This is a genomic window from Brevibacterium aurantiacum, from assembly GCF_007558825.1.
Lineage (GTDB): Bacteria > Actinomycetota > Actinomycetes > Actinomycetales > Brevibacteriaceae > Brevibacterium > Brevibacterium aurantiacum_A.
Map to the genome: position 1 here is coordinate 1 of NZ_VLTK01000003.1, position 17351 is coordinate 17351.

The window sequence follows — 17351 nt, forward strand, 5'->3', positions numbered from 1 at the left end:
TAGTTGGTTCGCGTTTGCAAACGCAATCAAACTGCATCAAACGGCATGGTTGGACGTACGTCGATGGTGCCCTTCGGGCCCTAAGATGTGTTCGCATGATGGGTTTTTGCCTGTAATGCCTGGTGGGACTACCCGCGTCATCGAGGGGTCGGGTTTTCGTGTTTCTGTGTGTCGGCTGTGGTTGAGCTGTGTGTGAGTGCTTGTTGAGGTAGTTTCTGAGAGGTATACCCCCTGGGGGTGTTTGTGGTTGGTGCGAGTCGTTTTTGGCTCGAAAGTGCTGTTTTTCGCTCGGATCGTCAGTTGCTGCTTCAGTGGGGTCTGGAGGGTGTTTTTCGGAGCTGTTGTGTGTTCACATGGTGGGATTTTGCCTGTAATGCCTGGTGAGAGCACCCGCGTCATCGAGGGGTCGGGTTTTTCGTGTTCTGGAGATCGGGCCAATTCGGTCACTTTTGGCGCACTTGGTGTCGCGAGTGCTTTGAGGGCATTTTTGGGTACGAAATGCAGCCCGGATATCGCGTATCTTAGCCCCCAGTTTCGACCCTGAAGCGGAGGCGAGGAACCACGTCGACGCCCCTTCTCTTGTGATGGTGACAACGACCCTTCACGAAAGGAATTGGGCATGTCCATCATCACTGCACTCCGGTCGGCAGAGCATGGCCACACGACCTCCGGGTCCACCTACCGCGCAGACCTCGACAGCATCCTCCATCAGGTCGACACATCACCGTTCCCCTTTGTCCCCCAGGTTCTCCTCGAAGATCCCGCGCACGGTGTGGACTATGCTGCCGCCAAGGCCGTCGCGTTCTATTACATTGACGACGTCTACCAACACCGAGTGCTCGAATATTCAGATGACCCGAACGTTCACATATGCGTCGAGCTCACACTGTCGGCTCTGACCCTGACCGTGTCCGGGCAGTGGTTCATCGACGAGCTCATGAGCACATTCTTCGGACGCACCCACCTCATCGACGACAGCGACGAAGAATCCACGACCTTCCTCATCGACCCACTCACACACCACAAGCCAGCAGCATCGAAACTCGCCGACCAGCTCGCCCTGGCCCGCACTCGCCGGGTGGCCTCGAAACGCAGAAGGCTTCTCTGATCGCCCGACCGACCTGAACGCAACATGGCGACGGCCACCAGCGAGTAGTTCGCTAGTGGCCGTCGGTTGGCGATGAGACGGTTGAGATATCCGCTGTCGTGCAGTGGTCTACTCAACCGGGCGGGTCTTGCATCAATTCGTTCGAGGTTCTTATCCTAGATTCTTATCGCCTCGCACGGACCACAACGGCATACGGCGCGAACGAAATTCAAGGTTGCTAATGCGAATTGGTGCTCCGGTAAAAGGCGCGATGACGAATGAGAGTCGTCGGCAGTGGATCATACATTGTATTGACACATAGGGCTTGTTGGATGCCGTCCCGCCGGATCTGAGAAAGGCATCGTTGGTTTACCTCTTTGGTAGTGCGAGTGCGCAGAGCGCGAAGACTATTGCGAACACGGCTTGGACAAGCATGCACACTGCCAGAGCCGTCGCATAAATCTGCCCTGACGTCGTTGTGGTCGAATCGGTCAAGGCCGTAGCCAGGAATCCGCCGGCAACCGCGACTCCTAGTCCCATCGCTGCCTGCTGCACAGTCTGTAGGACGCCGGATGCTGCGCCTGCCGAAGTTGCCGGAACGTCGGCGATCATGGCACCAACCAACGGTCCAAACATGAGGGCCTGCCCGATACCCACTCCGACCAACAGTGCTGCCAGCGTCAACGGGTTCAGGTCATCGCTCTGAACGTACACGGACCACGCGGAGACCGCCAACATTGCAGCCTGGACGAGCCCGCCGATCGTGAGTAAGCGACGGAAGCCGAAACGTGGTGCTAGCTTCCCCGCCCAAATCGATGCAACAAAGAAGCACAGAGCAAATGGGAGCAGCACAAGGGCTGCGTTCATCGGCGACCAACCCAGCCCAGTTTGCGTGGTCAGGGCATAAAGGAAGGTGAATGCGCCGAAGGCCGACTGGAGAATCAATGCCATCACAAGACCGAGCCGGTAAGACCCCAGACGCAGCAGCGGAGGCGGCACGAGAGGGATGAGTTCACTGCGGTGCAGAGAATGCTGGCGCATCCAGAATGCTGCGAACAATACCGGGACTGCTCCCAAGGATAACCAGGACCAGGCCGGCCACCCGAGCGCACCGCCTTGAGACAAGGGGATCAGCAACGCCAGCAGCGCCGAACCTAGTAGTACCGTTCCGATGAGATCGAGGGAACGATGGCCTGGAGCATTGGTCGCTGGCATCCAGCGAAGGGCTGCAAGAAACGCGACGACGCCCATGATGACGCTCATTGCGAAGACAGTGCGCCAAGGTGCACCAAACACCGGCACGGACAACAGCACGCCGCCGAGGACTTGGCCCACTGCGGTAGCGCCGCCTGCAGTCGCGCCAAACAGCCCGACGGCCCGGGCTCGTTCCCGCCCCTGCGTGGAGGCTGTGATCGTGGCCAGCACTTGAGGCACCATGACCGCTGCGCTCACGCCGGCAAGAGCGCGCGCAACAATAAGAAGCGTGATCGTCGGAGCGAGCATCGAGGCGAGAGACGCCATCGTGAACCCACCCATGCCGATCAGGAAGAGGCGTCTCCTGCCAAACAGGTCACCTAACCGACCGCCGACGACCATCGGGGCAGCGAAGCCAAGGGTGTACACCGACACCACCAGTGACTGTTCAGCCGCGGTTGCCTGCAGCGAAGTGCCTATGTTCGGCACGGCAATTCCAGTCGCGGCGAAGCTCACGACCGACAGAAGTAGCGCTGACAGTGCTGTCAAAAGGCCTGCCAGACCCAGAGTCGGGGGAGGCGCTTCGGAACCGGTGGGAACGGTGGCCCCGTTGAGGTCTTGGTTTATGGGCGGGGGCGCATCATTGTGCGCGTTCGTTCTTGAGATCATGGTTCGACTTTGACAGTGGTTTCATCCCGGTACCAGAAGCCTGTTTATAGGGGTACTGGAAGAACCTGGATATGCCGGTGCGGGTATTGCATGATGGAGACATGACCGGCCTACGACCTCGTGAGACCCAACAAGAACTCGGTGCATTCCTGCGCAGCCGACGCGAACGGCTCACGCCGGATCAAGTCGGTCTCCCCACTACCGGTCGACGTCGCACCCCTGGCCTGCGACGTGAAGAAGTTGCTGTGCTGGCTGGCGTAGGAGTCACCTGGTACACCTGGCTTGAACAGGGACGCTCTATCAACGTCAGCACTCAGGTCCTAGCCTCAGTTGGCAGAGCACTTCGCCTCGACGATGCGGAGCTACGGCACATGGAGCGTCTGGCTGGAGTCCGAGCCGAAACGAACGGGCCTGTGGGTTTGGACGCGCCCATGTCGGCGACATACCAGCCAGTGCTCGACAAACTCGATCCGTACCCCGCATGTCTGCAGACCAATGCGTTCGACATCATTGCCTACAACAGCTCTTACCGCTTCCTATTCACTGACATGAACCAGATACCGCCACCCGAGCGAAACTGTGCGCTGCAGTTCTTCACCGATGAAGAATGGAGAAGCCGCTACATCGACGACGAGGTCGTTGCATCCAGGATGGTCGCCCAGTTGCGCTCAGCTGTCGGCAGCTCCACCAATTCTGGCGCGGGGCCGACCATCAAAGAGCTGCAACTGCGCTCTGATGAGTTTGCCGAACTATGGCGCCGTCATGACGTTTTATTCCAGCATTTGGAAACGAAGCGCTTGGACAGCCCCGTCGTCGGTGAGCTCAATCTCAACTTCGTCACCACCAACGTCGCTGAGACTGGGTACAGGCTCACCATGATGACACCGGCCGACGAGACCACCTCACAGAGGCTTACGCAGTTGTCCGAACTGACCGTCGATGCAGGAATATGATTCACGAACACGAAATTGCCCTAGTGCCCTTGGCCCACCCGCGAACTCTCTATGCACTCCGATGGGCATGTGGCACCCTACCAATCAATTAGCGCGCAAGCGCCACCCCCGTTGAATATTAACTGAGCACATCGTTGGTTCTGGCCTCAAATAGTTGGCAACGGCCAACTGATAACTAGGGATTGCAAGAGGTAGCCAGATTAGCTCCATGCGCCACAGCGGACAGTGACGCGATTGAACGGCTTTCGTCCCTCAGAGCTTTTCCTCTAGCTGTCTGAGGCTGAATAGCCGAATGTACTTACCCCACAACCTGGCGAACACCTCATTGGCTACGGCCACATCGGCCTCATAATCGGGAGCCTCGGGCCGGGCAGCGATCCAAGCAATCATTTCGTCCATATCGTCGATGCCGTCTTCAGCGACGATCTCCAGCGCACCGATGCGCGCGTGCGACGGATGATCCGTTGCCACGATGAAGCCGGCCTCAGCCTTGAGCTCAATCGCAATATGCGCGGCTGCCACGCGCATTGATGTGTGATTGATTCTGGCGCGCTCCAAGGCCTCCTCTTCTGCGATGTCGAGCGAAACCAGACCACTACTATCAATGGACATTGGTGCCCTCTTCAGTGGTTTCGGGTGTCTCCGGTAGGGGACCAAGCATTGGCAATATGACAACGATGGCCACTGCCACCACAACAATGGCGATGATCGAAAGTGAGATGCGGAGCATGAGCCTTCCTCATTCCGTGGGCGTTGGGCGCTTGTGCACCCGCTTACTTACATGAGTCGGAGGGTTCGGGTGTGGCTCGTGTTCATGGCAAGAGACTGCTCGGACCGGTCTGCGACTCGCGCCGTGACCACCGGACAGCCGTTGATGAACTGTTGCAGCCGTATAGCTGGTCACAGGCTCCTTGGCTCCTCATTGAGATCTCAGGGGGTTTTGAGGCTATGTTAACCAACCCGTAAGGTGACTTGCATGTTTAATCGGCGAAACGATGCGTTGGCTGCTGTGTCGAGAGTGTTGTCCTCAACCTTGGCAACGCCAGTAAGCGCAGAGGCTACGACTTTGGAAGGCCCCGATAGGACACCTGTTCACGCTCCTGTGGTCTCCTATCGCAGATAGCGAGAAACTATGGCAAGCCACGTGGCAGGGGGATCTTCTCCACAAACCCAGGCATACACGTGCCGGCATCTCCAGAGCGATATCAACCACCGCAATCCCAACGGCATTTGGTTGGAGGATTGCCCCATCTATGAGAAATAGATGGTTGTGTATCGGTAGCCTCGATGGCTACAAGACGCTGCGCTCACTGAAGCTTCCGAAGCTCCGTCGGCCCATCCTAAGCCGGACCAGAACAGTATCGATCGGCTCTCGGCCGCATGAAAGAACTGAAGGATCGTGTCTGTACTCATCTTGCTAGCAGCTTCCGGACTGACTCACTTCGCCGTTTATGCTATTCAGTATGGCTTGGCCGGCAAGTTACTCGCGGGCGACGTCGCTTCACTTGCATCATCGATATTGGTCGCTCCTCTGATTGCAATCGTGCTGTTGTGACCATTTCGACGCAAGAATAGGTTCGTAATAGCCGGCGTCAGTTTCTTGGCCCTCGCTGTCGTGGGATACGCTGTGTTCGTTGTGGCTGGTCTTGTATCAGGTTAGCCCGGCCTGTTGATCTGGGCCTTTGAAACTAGCCTTCTGTTTGTCGGACCGACGTTAATTGTTTTCGCCGTCTTGTCGATCGCGTTCTTTGTTGCGAGTTTCACGGTGAGAACGATTCGAGCCCAGAAAATCTCTGAGGCGTAGTTGGCACGCTATGATTTCGACTCGGTCAGCTAGCATCGATCACTATCAATACAGTCGGCGCCCTCGTTGCTTCCCAGCCATGGATCAGTGAAGCGCCTGCGTGAGCACTTGCTTTTCTCCGAGGTGCATTTCCCACGTGACTCACAACTCTCCCGAACACCGTTGGGCGGTCGGGGCAAGTTCAAACGGGATGTCTTGGGCTGGTTGAAGCTCCGGAACATTGATGTCCTGAAACACGTCACCAGTAATCGCAACGTGATAGACAATCGTGCCTTCGTTGTTGGCGAGTGTGCACTCGTCTTGGCTGTTCTGGGTCAGATCCATGATTCACCCTTACAGTTCGAATGGGTCACTTATTATACTGAGGGCATCTGTGTCGTTCTCAAGGCCATTTCGAGACTACGCGGCACTGTCGGAGGGCGAAACGGTCTGGTCCCAGGGATGATACTCACGATCTCCCGCGGTCCTACGAGAGCGTGCCAAGGCGACGATAGTGGTGATGCCAGCCACCAGCGCCGTTGCCGCAGCGAGAGCAATAGCCAGCTTGATTTGATCGCGTGGAATAGCCATGAGCCTTATCCTTCAATGCTGGACGGTGCCGGGATTAAATCATACCGCCGATGTCCACGTGGAGACCATCACTCGCTCGTCCAAGTGGTGCCCTTTCGTCGCTACTTGATCCCGTAGGGGTCATCTGGTCGGAGTCGGTATCTGCGAATGTATGACTCGACGGCCGCAAACGATCGGCCGAGGATGGCAGCGCGTTCGCCGAGTGGAAGGTCCGTGCGAGTGTAGGCCAGCTTAGCCTGTTCGCGGGTCCACGGTTGCCAAAGCCTCGGCGCCCGAGCACGTGCTTGACGAGCGGGCGTTACCGTCACCTCCCATTCGCGAAACCATTTCCCCAGAGTCGCGACATCGACGCCCACGCGTGAAGCAATATCGGAGATGCCTTCACCAGCCATACGACGCTGGATGACTTCGTAGCGCAATCGTTCTTTGTCTTCTCGCGACGCGTAGCGTGTAGGAGAGTCAATGTCATCAACTCCACGCCACCATCGCGCATAGCACCGCCGGCACAGGCCACGTGCTACTGGGGCACGGTCACACCAGACGACTGCGCAAATGCTCATGAAGACTCTTCGCCGTGGAGAAGCGTTCCAGTGGGTGATTGCTTGTCAACTTTTGCATCGTTGACTTCTCGTGCCTCTCGAGCAGATGCAACATCGTCGACTATCACGGCAATGTGTCGCATGCTGGTGATCAACGAACCGTAGAGTGGCCATGCTGTGGCGGGGAGATTCTGAGCCTTGGACATGTCATCGGCCAACATCTCCAGCCGGTCATAGATCGGTTCGACTTCAGAATCAGGGTCGGCAATGGCGCGGCCAGCGTCTCTGACGATCTTTGACCACTTGTTTCGAAACCGTGTGTCCCACTCACCGCTTGTATAAGTTGCTTCGCGAAGGGTTCGGGCCAGATGTCGAAGATGTGAGATGCCCTCGTCGACGCGCTGAAGGATATTTTCGTAGCTCTCTTCGTCGGTGTTCGTTTGCTCGTCATCTAGGCGGTTAGGTTGAATCGTTCTTCGCAAGTTCCCGCGGGGGTTGGCTCGCCGGCTTTCTCTTGCGAATCGTACTGATTGCCAGGCAGTGCTGAGTTCATCGCTCATCGATTCCGTTTCGCGAAACCAGTCGTCGGCTCGATCAGTGTCCCAGGAATCGCTGAACTCTTGAGACATATTGATGAGGACGTCGCCCATGCGGCGGTTGATGTTGTCGATGTATCTCGCGGCTTGTCGATCGCGGAGTGGAGGGATAATGATCAAATTGACCACCAGTCCGGCAGCGACTCCCAATGTGACTTCACCGATGCGTTCGAGGAGAAGAGGTTGCTGGCTACCGAAACCACTGCCGAGGATAAAGATCGCAGTGGTGGCGATAGCGATGCCTTCATCGCGGATCCACGAAAACCTTGCACCGACCAAACCGATGAGGAGCGCAAGAGCAAAAGTCCATATGTTCACGCCCAGGTAGTGGCCGATGACGAAGGACAAAGCGACACCGATTGTCGAGGCGACTGTTGACTGTGCTCCTCGAGATAAGGACCTGTAGACAGTGGCATGGACTGTCAGCAGTGCTGTCCACGGGGCCAGAAATGGCATCTGCGAGCTCAGGACAGCGGCAGATAGCCACCAAGCACCAGTAGCAGCGACGACGCTCTTGATGATCTGGAACAGGTCGGTGACGAATTCGGGTTGCTTAACGAGGGCTGCTACTCGTTCTTTCATGCCTTCAGCCAATGGTCGTTCCTTTGTTGAGAGGCGGACTCAGGTGTAGTCAAATATTAGATCGTTGAGGGCGCAAGTGTTATTGCGTTCGCAATGCTTGAGCGCATCGGAGCAGGCCTGCGATCCGCGAGTGATGCAACGATCCAACCAGGCTAATGGTGAGTTGAGGAATCAACATGAACCCCTCTCCGTAATGTGAGAGGTCGAATCTTAATCCTTGGCCGCGTGGTGAATCTTGAGCCAACGATAGATGGCTTGTCGGGATAGGCCTGCCGCCCGCGCCACCATGGCGACGTGGCCTGTCGCTATTGCTGCCTCGGTTGCGAGCTCTCTGAGTTCGTCGGCATTGACCCGTATTCGCGTGTTGACGACTTGCAGGCGTCTCAATATGAGTCGGTTAGTCTCTTGATCATGTTCCTGCGGCGTGTAGTTGCGTAGCCACTTGTCGAGCGTTGGGGCGGTGACCCCGGAGTTGCTATAGACGTGAGCTTTTTTGATGCCTGTTGCCACTGCTCTGCACGCCATCTCCTGACGGTAACCGCTGTCGCGTGCGATCTCGTCCCGCAAGTACTCAAGGCGTGAAATGTATTCGTCGGGTGCGAGTACTGCAGTGTCCACTGCTTCATTCTCAGTCGAGGAGAGGACCTCCTCACGCGGTTGCTCTCGAACTCTCTCGGCTTGCTCTTCACTTCGGCGTCGAAATTCGAGGGCACCACCGAGGCCGACAACGAGGTCGGGATCGTAGCCGTGCGAATCGGCTGCTTCCCGGAGTCGAAAGTACATTCGATCGTAAAACTGTGGAGTACAGGTGAATCGGACAGTGGGGCTACCGTCAAAGAAGGTGTCGAGCCACTCTTCAATGTGACGAGGAATCGAGGAGAAGCGCGGGGCGTGAGAGGTGCCAGCGTGTTCTGAACTAGTGGGCTCCTCTGCCATTCTCATAGAAAGATACTACACGCACCGTGGGGAGGTCTTTTATCTTGAGGTCGACCTAGATGGATGCAACGAACATCAATTGGCCAACCATCAGATGTCGGGCTCTGCAATAGTCGGTCGTTGACTCTCGGATGTCTCCGCCAAAATCACGGACCAGACTTGTCGCGAATACCAGCTCCGGTATTCGTTATGGCTGCCCACGATGTCTCCTTGGCCCGCTCGGTTGTTTGGTGATCACCCGGTGCGGCCGCATCGACGGCATACGAAAGCGCCAACGACAGACCGAGGAAGATCGAACACCTGACCACACCCGTCAACACACGCAACCGAACACACCTCGTACTCGGCCTCCCAGCCGTCGGATTCGTCTATCCCCTCATAGCTCCAAGGAGACACCAGCGTCACCTCATGGCCGAGCTTTCGACGATGCCTCAGATGTTCCTGAGCTTCGCCTCGTTCACCTCGGCAAATCGTGATTGCCAGTGAAGGCATCACTCCGAACTGAATGGTTTTCACGGGAGAGCTATCGGCGGTTGTTGCCACGATCGGTTCCTTCCGTACATGCCTTGCGCCAAGTGCGCCTCACCTAGACCTGGTGTGGGGATGTCCGACGGCTCGCCATCACACCTCGGCGGCAAACTATAGGCAGCGGCATTCGGAGATCCCGCAGGCGCCAAGCCCGAGTCCCGTTGCCGCTCGTGTCATAGGAGTTGGTGCCCCTTGATCGGCTTGGCAATGGCACTGGGGGAGTTCTGGACTACCTGGCTTCGGTCTCGTCATGGACTCGAACGGTGAGCTCGTCGTTGCCACACAAGGGTTGGACATCGAGGGCCTATCCACCATCAGCGTCTCGAGACATGACAACGACCACAGCCGTAGCGCCTTCATCGTCGTCGAAGTCGACCTTGCCGATATCCTCGTGCTCTCCCGCAGACATCGCCGCAATCACTGAGCTACGGTCGGGCTGCCACAGCTTGGGCTCCAAGCGAGAGCCGGTGTCATAAGGCGTCAGCGTCGGGGTCGCATAATGGGCCATGGTGTCCTCCTCGAAGGTGGTCAAATTTCCTATCAACCAACCAAGAGATGGGGGAGGCACTTGGTTCGGGATCGACGACGAGCCGGTCTGTGCGACGGTGTGACCTAGACCGGCTACTTCTGTCTCTTCCCCATCCAGTCTTCAATAGTCGCAACTATGCGACTGATGTCATCAGTGAGCCCATAGGCGACCAGTTCGAGATAGTGATCAGACGAGACTGGCAATGAGCCCAATGGATGCTCGCGCAAGCGAACGACGTTGTAATCCGCGGCGATGAGATCGAGACTCTTCTTAGTGTCGGTCTCCGACTTCTCTGCGTGCCAGTACGAACCGTCGTACTCGACGACGACTGACCGGCTGCCATCATCGGCCTCGATCACAATGTCTGGCCGCCACGCTCGCGCGTGAGTGAACTTCTGGCTCCGGATCAACAGTCCCGAATGCACCGATGGAAATATCGCCGACAGTGCCTCGAGGTATGCCAACTCAATCTTCGACTTCCCTGCGACCGAACACTCTGGGCACAGTGAACCGTTCGTGCGCGAAGCGGTCGTCGCCTGCCAGCGATGTCCAGACTTACACACCCATTCAGGGGTGTATCCGCGAGTCTGCCCCGTCGGTCGAACTTGCCACGCCGTCTGCGGATTCGACGGTGACCATTCGTCCGCAATATCTGGATAGTGATAAGCCAACGAGTCGAGGATTGACTCACAGCGAGGGCAGCGGAGGCGTTCGCGCTTGTCGCGTGCCCCCGGTGTGTCTTGCCACTCAAAGCCACAGTTAGGGTCACGCCACCAAACCATTCGCCCCGAATCCGGCGACAAGGCTGCCATGAGGATCTTCCCATTGCGATTGGGATGAAACTGCTCGGCAAGCTCGGCAGACATCCTGGGTTCCTCGGGGTTAGCTATTGCCTCCGCAAAGAGAGCACGCTTTGTCTCCTGACCTCGACACACCGGACACTTCTTCAGCATTGGTCGCCGTCGCACCATATGTCCGGCCTCGCAAGTGAACATGAACTGATCGAAGGTGTTGATCGGGATGGTGGCGGGATCGCGTTCGTCAGCCCAGTAGACAACGACCTCAGGAACATCGGCCACGCTCAGATCATCGTATTGACGTCGTTCAGAATGTATCTCGGACATTCTCCGCTTGAGACACTCCGGGCACCGCCACATCGATGCCGGTGATTTCACGAATTGATGGCCGAACTCCGGGCACCGCCAATGAATCTTCCGGGTCGCCTTCTCCTGCGTCGTCAGCCAATCCTGTTCTGAATTGAGGTCATGATCCCACCAGGACAAATATTCCGAGCTCGAGTCCTTGAACAGCTTCGAAGTGCCCGGCTTCCTTGGGGGAGTGCGACGAGCCCTGCTCTTCCGGCATGAGCACCCGCCCATGTTGCCAACGCTACGGGCTTCAATCTTCCCGCAGGTTCGACATTGCACACGATGTGGATCGCCCTGCATCGACGGCGAAAAGCATGGCCCTAAATATTCGTAACCTCGTTCGCGAGCAGCTAGACGAACCATACTGATATCTTCGACAACAGTAGGCGGGCCGCTGTATAAAGAACGGTTCCACTGCCACCAGAAGCACGCACGACACGGCTTCTCAGAGTCCACCTTCTCGATAATGTAGTCCAGGCGGTAGTGAGCCACCGTGCCACAGACCAGGCATTCGGTAAGCCAGTAGGCTGTTGCTTTGCCGGGGAAGTCATCGACTGCTTTCAGCCCCGCTCGATTGAGCAAAGACCCAAGATGCTCAAGACACCACGTTGGTTTCGTCCGAGTCGAGAATGCACCCAGCTCCGAGCACTCTTCCCACTGACAGACCGCTTGGGCCACCGCCACCCACCTCCGCCTTCACTCACCGTTGACGAGACTTCTCGCCCTCACCACCTCTGATCATAGACAGAAGTAGTGGCAGAAGAGGTCTCGACTGTCTAACGCTTGACCGACCTCACGGTTATGACCACCCAAGCAACGACTGACATCACCCACACGACGATCAACACCTGAGCGATGATGAACACCATTCCGAACGCGGCAATCGCAACGTCGCCAAGCACCGGCACCCACCGAGCCAAGCCGAGAGTGGCAACCATGCCGACACTGAATCCCGACAGCAGACCCCACGCCAGCTTCAACGCCGAACGGACGAGAATCTGCGACCTCGACGCTGACCGAACCTCACCATTTCGCACAACAGACACGTGACCTCCAGAGCAACAGATAATCCATCACCCGGATCAGAGATGCGGCCACCGCCATGGTTCATCCTCGACAATGCCGCACGTAGAGAAGACATGAACCCAACCACGACCACCCGGCAGCTCGGAACAGACCACGGTAGTGGCAAAGTCACCGACGCGACCGGACTGCCCAGGCCGGGAGCAAACGCTGCGGCGGTAGCCGCCGAGCGTGATAGCCGACTAGTAAAGAGGGCTCCGCCCTGGCGGGCGTCGCCTGGAGCGCAGCGTTTCTTTTCGCCGCGAAGCGGCCTCGTTTCGTCCCTTAGTCCCAATGCGTCACCGACAGTTCAACTATTCGTCCCCGACAACCTGCGCGTACGCCAGCTAACCGGCAACACTGAACCTCTATAGATCAAGCCAGCAGGCAGACCAACCCCGAACCCAGCCACGCAGTCAAAGCAACACCTCTCTTCAACTTCACACCGGTATCGGTACGCAACCCACTCGCCCATTTCACACATCACCTGCACTCAGCCACGCACTTACTTGGTCACACGCTTGCGTGTGCAGCCGGAGGCTGATGCTTGACTCTCCTGATTGGTTACACCGTTTTCTTTATCGACTTCATGTCACACCTGCCGCAGCAGGCCACGCTGCGCGTGAGTCCCGTTCCGGCCCAGTTCGATCACCATCTAGGTCCTTTACGCCTTCCCCGCCATACGGCCAGTTGGGCATAGCCGGAGGCTTATTTGTAGTAGAGGGTCATTGACCGGGGTCAGCCGAGCGAGCTTTTCGAATGCCAGGAGCGGGGATGTTCGAATGGAGGTAGAACAAGAAGTATTGGGTTATTGACACGCTCTTTTCAGCTCCAATTTTTCACCTCCGATCACTCGGTTTTTCCGGACTGGTTGGCTTCCACTATCGCGGCTGCGACCTCGCACGACAGATGAGTTCACCCTGATTCTGCTTTGTGAGGAGCCACCCCTGTGGGTGTGATCGACAGATTGGATGAAGGACAACGCTGGCACTCCGACGACTGCGCCGGACTTCTGCGCATAGATATGGGTATGGACAGTTTCGACTCATCTCACATCAACGTGCGCACCTTTGTACCGACCACCCAGGCCCGGTTAGACCCGGCGACGTTCAACCAATCGGCCCAGGCTGCGATCCGGGTGGCAGCGGAAAAAGGCTCGGCTGCACTCGTGGTCACAAAGCGGGAAGCCGGTGTAGCCTCCTACCTCGTCGTCGATGGTGACCTCAACGCTCATCAGGCAGCCGGACTGGTCGGCAGAGCCCTCGGCGCCAAGGTCGAGACCGTCGACGAGACGTGGGCCGAGAACTTCAAGAGCTCCTACATTTCAGTTCTCGAAGTCGACGAGGACACGACTATCGGTCGCTACGCCCAGGTGGGTGCCGATCACTTGGAGTTCGCCCGCCAGGTTGCAGCATCCCTGTCCGTCGGCGACTGGGTGGCAGTGACTTTTCGTTCCCCGACAAAACGGGAGAACAAGCGGTGGACGAAGTGGCTGGACTTCAACGCCGGGCACGGTTCAGGTTCCCACCACTCACGGGATACCAATGCCGTGATCGTCTCACTATTCTCCGGCTCACATGAGGGCCACGACCATTCCAACACCATCTTGACGAATGTCGCAGGTTCCATGGTTGGTCTCGACCTCGATACTCATCCTCGTGCGGTGAAATCGTCGAGGCGGCTCCTGATTCCACAGGTGGCTGCGCTGTTGAGCCTGGGAGTCATCGGCTACCGCAGTGCCATCAGTGCGAAAGTGGCCAGCCTTGACGGTGACTTCTGGGTGGGGTTGTCGGCGTGGGTGAACCCGACGATGATCTTCATGGTCTTCGGGATCGTCTTCGCCGCCTGCGCCATCGTGTGGTACCTGCGTTTCTCTGACCGGTGGCCTAGCTCGACGCGAGGTCTATGGCTGGACATGACAGCAGGGGTGTTCCCTGCACCGAAGAGGGGTAGTCGACGAATCCGGGCGCCTCATAAGGAGACTCTGAACCCGGACAAGACGATCAAGCGTGAAGAATTCGCTGGTGATTACCCGCTCGATCGGTGGTCTTTCAAGGCCGCGGCTTCCGTTTTCACTTCGATTGCCGCTCCGGCTTCGGGCGCATTGTCGGGTCAGTCGCAAACGGAGATGCGCATTGTTCCACCGCCGCTGCTTGAGCGTGTTGGCCCAATCGTCGGCACTGCGCCAGATGACGGTAACTCAGCCCACCTCTTCGCCTCCCAACTCCAGTACGGCGTTGCCCTGATCGGCGAACGAGGATCGGGTAAGTCGCAATTGGCCAGAGCGCTGTTTGGCTTCGACATCCTCGAACAGATGTGCCCGTCCGGGCTTCCCGGCTTCCCCGGTGAGAAGAACTCACTCATCGCCTTCGAGAACAAGGGACCAGATGGGGCCAAGCACTACCTTGACTGGGCGGCCGCCCTTGGGCAGACGGCTGTTCTCATCGACGTTGCAGACACCAATACGTTTGGCATCGACTTCACCGCCACGGGTGGGTCGATGAGCTCGCGGGCGAATGAGTTCGTCGATGCGCTGGTCTATGCCTTCGAAGATGGCGCCATTCAGTCACGCGCGAGGACATCGCTGGGCCAGATCTTCACCCTCGCCTTGGCAGTTGAAGCCACACCAGAGATCACGGCCTCAGCCAATGAGAACCTCGAGCCCCTGGAACCGGTCATCGAATCAGGCCGCTCATTCGTCTACTACGCCTACGTCCTCTCGGGCGGAACCGGTGGCGGTGATGTAATCGCTAAGCGGCTTCATGCTTCCATCAAGGCCTACGCCGGTGACAACCCGGACAATGACGCGGTCGTCGAAGCGATGACGTATGGATCCTACCCGTTCACGAAGACCCCGTCTGAGCGGCTGAAAATGTTTGAGTCCTCGCAGACGAAGCTGTCTCAGTTGGCCGAGATGGAAGGGTGGTTCACCCCCAAGAGGTCGAAGGTCACCTGGCATCAGGTGGTCACCGCATTCCGTCCGACCGTGCTCAACTTCGGTCAGTCCATCTCGGGTGAACAGGTTGCTGAACGAAACACGAAGCTGATGTCGTCAATGGCCCTCTACACCTTGCAGCGTCAGATTGAACGCACCTGTTCAGGCTGGGAGGAGTTGAAGCAGTGGGTCTCGATCTACGCCGATGAGCTCTCATTGCTGGCAGGGTCAACAGCTGAGCCAGTCGTCTGGTTCCAGGACAAGGGGCGTTCTTTCGGTGTGAGAACCATCTTTGCCACTCAGCGTCAGACCCAGCTGATGAGCGAGGTCGCCGACATGCTGTTGTCGATGAAGACCCTCATCGCCTACAAGCAGCGCAACCCAGACATCATCGACAAGCTTGTGCGCATCCTCGACCCCAACGGTGAGGACTGGAGAGCAAGCGATATCACGAGCCTGCCGAACTTCACGGCAGCAGTGAAGACGTCGACCAATGTCAACGATCTCCCCGCATTCACTCTCTCGGTCGAGAACTTTGAAGCCGAACGAGCAGCCTTTGCCACCAGGCAGGGCTACCAACTACCAACCACGACAGAAGGCGCTGCATGAAACTCTCGTCTCTCTCCTCTCCCATCGCCGATACCGGGTTTGCCGCCCACGACCGTATAGACCCATTCTATGACGGACTGTGGACCCGTGGCTCCCAGGGATTGTGGACGAGGTTCTCTGAAGCCAAAGCTCAACAACGTGCGGGGTTGGTGCGGTTGCCTAAGTACCTCGATATTGGCAAAGAGGAGGCGATGGCTCGAGTCACAAGCACCAACCAGTGGGGGCTGAAGCTGGCGTTCCTCTCAACTCTGGACGCCTACCGCACGGTCACGGCTGAGCAGATGGTGGCGATTACTGGGGGCACATTCCATCTCAATCACTCCTCACCGTTTGTCCCTGGGATGTTTGCCTCCGGCATGGTCGATATCGGGCGGGTCTCATCGCCGTTGGCTCCTGGCCGCGCTGGCAGACTTGGCTACCTTTATCGCCCCTGCCGATCGAGCGTCTTCGATCGTGACTTCGCCAAGCATCTGACCTACCCAGAATTGGTGTCGGTCACCGGTGGTCAACCATGGACTTCCGGTGGATTCTACGACCGGCACAACACCCTTTCGACTGAATTGATGTTGCGATTGGCCGAGTACACCGACATTGCAACCATGTTGGGGGAGAAGTTCTCAACTTTCGACATGCTCTTTGGTACCGGCGTCGGCCGAGCGCCGCTGAAGACGAACCGCCGTGGTGATGGCGTCATCATTCGCCCTGACGGGACACGGGTGGTGTTTGAAGTGACCGCGTCCATGTCACCGGGTTCGTTTGAAGCCAAGGTCAACAAGTGGGCCGAATTCTTCGACGCCTATCCATATGAGTCCAATGGTGTCGTCGTTTGTTTCGTCATAGCCAACCCGACACAAGAGATGCCATCACATTCGAAAGTGGTCCGCACATCTTTGAAGCAGGCATTGCGCAAGGCATCGTCGCAGAATCCCGGCTCCGGTCGAGTCCGTTCACGCCACCGCATGTTCTTCACTGACTGGCAAGACTGGTTCCCTGCACGTGGCGAAGTCTCGACTGATTTCCTCGATATGGTCGCCTATCGACCGTCAGTTGAGGTCGACGGCCCGGACGAGGAATGTTCGCTGCTCCTGGATGATTCTCTTGACTTGCGCAATCCGAGCTTCGAACCTCTGGCAGTCGTAGACAATGCTGCTGGACTTCGCCAGACCCCGCTGTGGTTGCGTGCCGGGAAGCAGCCGACTCAGATCGTCGACACCGAGGTGGAGGCCGCAGGTCTGGCCGATCACCCCGCGCTGGAGCCTGATCGCCGCAGAACTCGATTCGGTCAGACCCTTCCACCGCCGCGCTTGCGCACCATCACCCATAATCTTCCGCCGCGAGCGACATCGTCGAAACAGTGGGCCGACTACCGCCGACTCATCGAGGGAGAAGGGGCATAGACACAGTGAAACCAATTCGACTCAACGAAGGATTCCGACATGGCAGATAACGACGAGGACAAGAGCCGCTTTTCCAGGTGGCTCGACGATGTCCGATCGAACAAGCGCAGCGAGGTCAACTCCTTCTGGCAGTCGACGACCGGTGTGGTCGTGGCAATCATCTTCCTCTCGCTGATCGTCGCCGGTGCCATCGTTCGGGCATTCATCTAAAGG

At 57.6% G+C, this 17351-nt stretch carries 16 protein-coding genes; 6 read left to right on the top strand and 10 right to left on the bottom strand.

All coding sequences use genetic code 11. The features are described 5' to 3' along the window. The first annotated feature begins 619 nt into the window (after positions 1 to 619). Positions 620 to 1108 carry a hypothetical protein gene (locus tag FO013_RS04935; protein WP_143921480.1) on the top strand — a complete coding sequence of 163 codons (489 nt, stop codon included), beginning with the start codon at positions 620 to 622 and terminating at the stop codon, positions 1106 to 1108. Positions 1109 to 1456: 348 nt separating this feature from the next. Here the strand turns inward: FO013_RS04935 and FO013_RS04940 are convergent, their stop codons facing one another. Beyond that, on the bottom strand, positions 1457 to 2950 hold the full coding sequence (locus tag FO013_RS04940) for an MFS transporter (RefSeq protein WP_143921481.1): 1494 nt from the start codon (positions 2948 to 2950) through the stop codon (positions 1457 to 1459). Between the two features lie 101 nt (positions 2951 to 3051). On the opposite strand from FO013_RS04940, the gene FO013_RS23230 reads away from it, so the two are divergent. Further along, the gene (locus FO013_RS23230) at positions 3052 to 3903 is read left to right on the top strand and encodes a helix-turn-helix transcriptional regulator (RefSeq protein WP_143921482.1); all 852 of its coding nucleotides are present in this window, start codon (positions 3052 to 3054) and stop codon (positions 3901 to 3903) included. A 252-nt stretch (positions 3904 to 4155) separates the two neighbouring features. Here FO013_RS23230 and FO013_RS04950 read toward each other — a convergent pair whose 3' ends face one another. The 7 genes from FO013_RS04950 to FO013_RS04970 form a co-directional block, all read right to left on the bottom strand. Then, entirely contained in the window at positions 4156 to 4515 is a 360-nt protein-coding gene (locus FO013_RS04950) for a hypothetical protein (RefSeq protein ID WP_143921483.1), read from the bottom strand. Continuing rightward, complete coding sequence (locus tag FO013_RS22780) at positions 4505 to 4633, bottom strand: hypothetical protein (protein ID WP_260848002.1); 129 nt, start codon at positions 4631 to 4633, stop codon at positions 4505 to 4507. Before FO013_RS22780 ends, FO013_RS04950 begins: the two co-directional genes overlap by 11 nt. Positions 4634 to 5848: 1215 nt before the next feature. Next, on the bottom strand, positions 5849 to 6031 hold the full coding sequence (locus tag FO013_RS04955) for a hypothetical protein (protein WP_143921484.1): 183 nt from the start codon (positions 6029 to 6031) through the stop codon (positions 5849 to 5851). Between the two features lie 75 nt (positions 6032 to 6106). After that, on the bottom strand, positions 6107 to 6277 hold the full coding sequence (locus FO013_RS22295; RefSeq protein WP_186292993.1) for a hypothetical protein: 171 nt from the start codon (positions 6275 to 6277) through the stop codon (positions 6107 to 6109). Between the two features lie 101 nt (positions 6278 to 6378). Beyond that, entirely contained in the window at positions 6379 to 6696 is a 318-nt protein-coding gene (locus tag FO013_RS04960) for a hypothetical protein (protein ID WP_143921485.1), read from the bottom strand. A gap of 137 nt (positions 6697 to 6833) precedes the next feature. Next, on the bottom strand, positions 6834 to 8006 hold the full coding sequence (locus FO013_RS04965) for an FUSC family protein (RefSeq protein WP_143921486.1): 1173 nt from the start codon (positions 8004 to 8006) through the stop codon (positions 6834 to 6836). A 198-nt stretch (positions 8007 to 8204) separates the two neighbouring features. Continuing rightward, positions 8205 to 8936: a hypothetical protein gene (locus FO013_RS04970; protein ID WP_143921487.1), complete on the bottom strand. Its 732-nt coding sequence runs from the start codon at positions 8934 to 8936 to the stop codon at positions 8205 to 8207. Positions 8937 to 9708: 772 nt separating this feature from the next. On the opposite strand from FO013_RS04970, the gene FO013_RS22300 reads away from it, so the two are divergent. Further along, complete coding sequence (locus FO013_RS22300; protein WP_186292994.1) at positions 9709 to 9882, top strand: hypothetical protein; 174 nt, start codon at positions 9709 to 9711, stop codon at positions 9880 to 9882. Positions 9883 to 10079: 197 nt separating this feature from the next. On the opposite strand, the gene FO013_RS04975 is transcribed toward FO013_RS22300, so the two are convergent. Both FO013_RS04975 and FO013_RS04980 read right to left on the bottom strand, forming a co-directional pair. After that, positions 10080 to 11717, bottom strand: a complete 1638-nt coding sequence (locus FO013_RS04975; protein WP_143921488.1) for a zinc-ribbon domain-containing protein — start codon at positions 11715 to 11717, stop codon at positions 10080 to 10082. A 194-nt stretch (positions 11718 to 11911) separates the two neighbouring features. Next, on the bottom strand, positions 11912 to 12181 hold the full coding sequence (locus FO013_RS04980; protein WP_143921489.1) for a hypothetical protein: 270 nt from the start codon (positions 12179 to 12181) through the stop codon (positions 11912 to 11914). Between the two features lie 1046 nt (positions 12182 to 13227). Between FO013_RS04980 and FO013_RS04985 the strand changes: the two genes are divergently transcribed. From FO013_RS04985 to FO013_RS22305, 3 genes are read left to right on the top strand one after another with little or no spacing between them, the layout of a single operon-like run. Beyond that, a complete protein-coding gene (locus FO013_RS04985; RefSeq protein WP_143921490.1) occupies positions 13228 to 15741 on the top strand; it encodes an ATP-binding protein in 2514 nt (837 codons plus the stop codon). Next, positions 15738 to 17138, top strand: a complete 1401-nt coding sequence (locus FO013_RS04990; RefSeq protein WP_143921491.1) for a hypothetical protein — start codon at positions 15738 to 15740, stop codon at positions 17136 to 17138. The genes FO013_RS04985 and FO013_RS04990 overlap by 4 nt, the downstream gene beginning before the upstream one ends. A gap of 39 nt (positions 17139 to 17177) precedes the next feature. Beyond that, the gene (locus FO013_RS22305) at positions 17178 to 17348 is read left to right on the top strand and encodes a hypothetical protein (RefSeq protein ID WP_186292995.1); all 171 of its coding nucleotides are present in this window, start codon (positions 17178 to 17180) and stop codon (positions 17346 to 17348) included. The last annotated feature ends 3 nt before the right edge of the window (positions 17349 to 17351 follow it).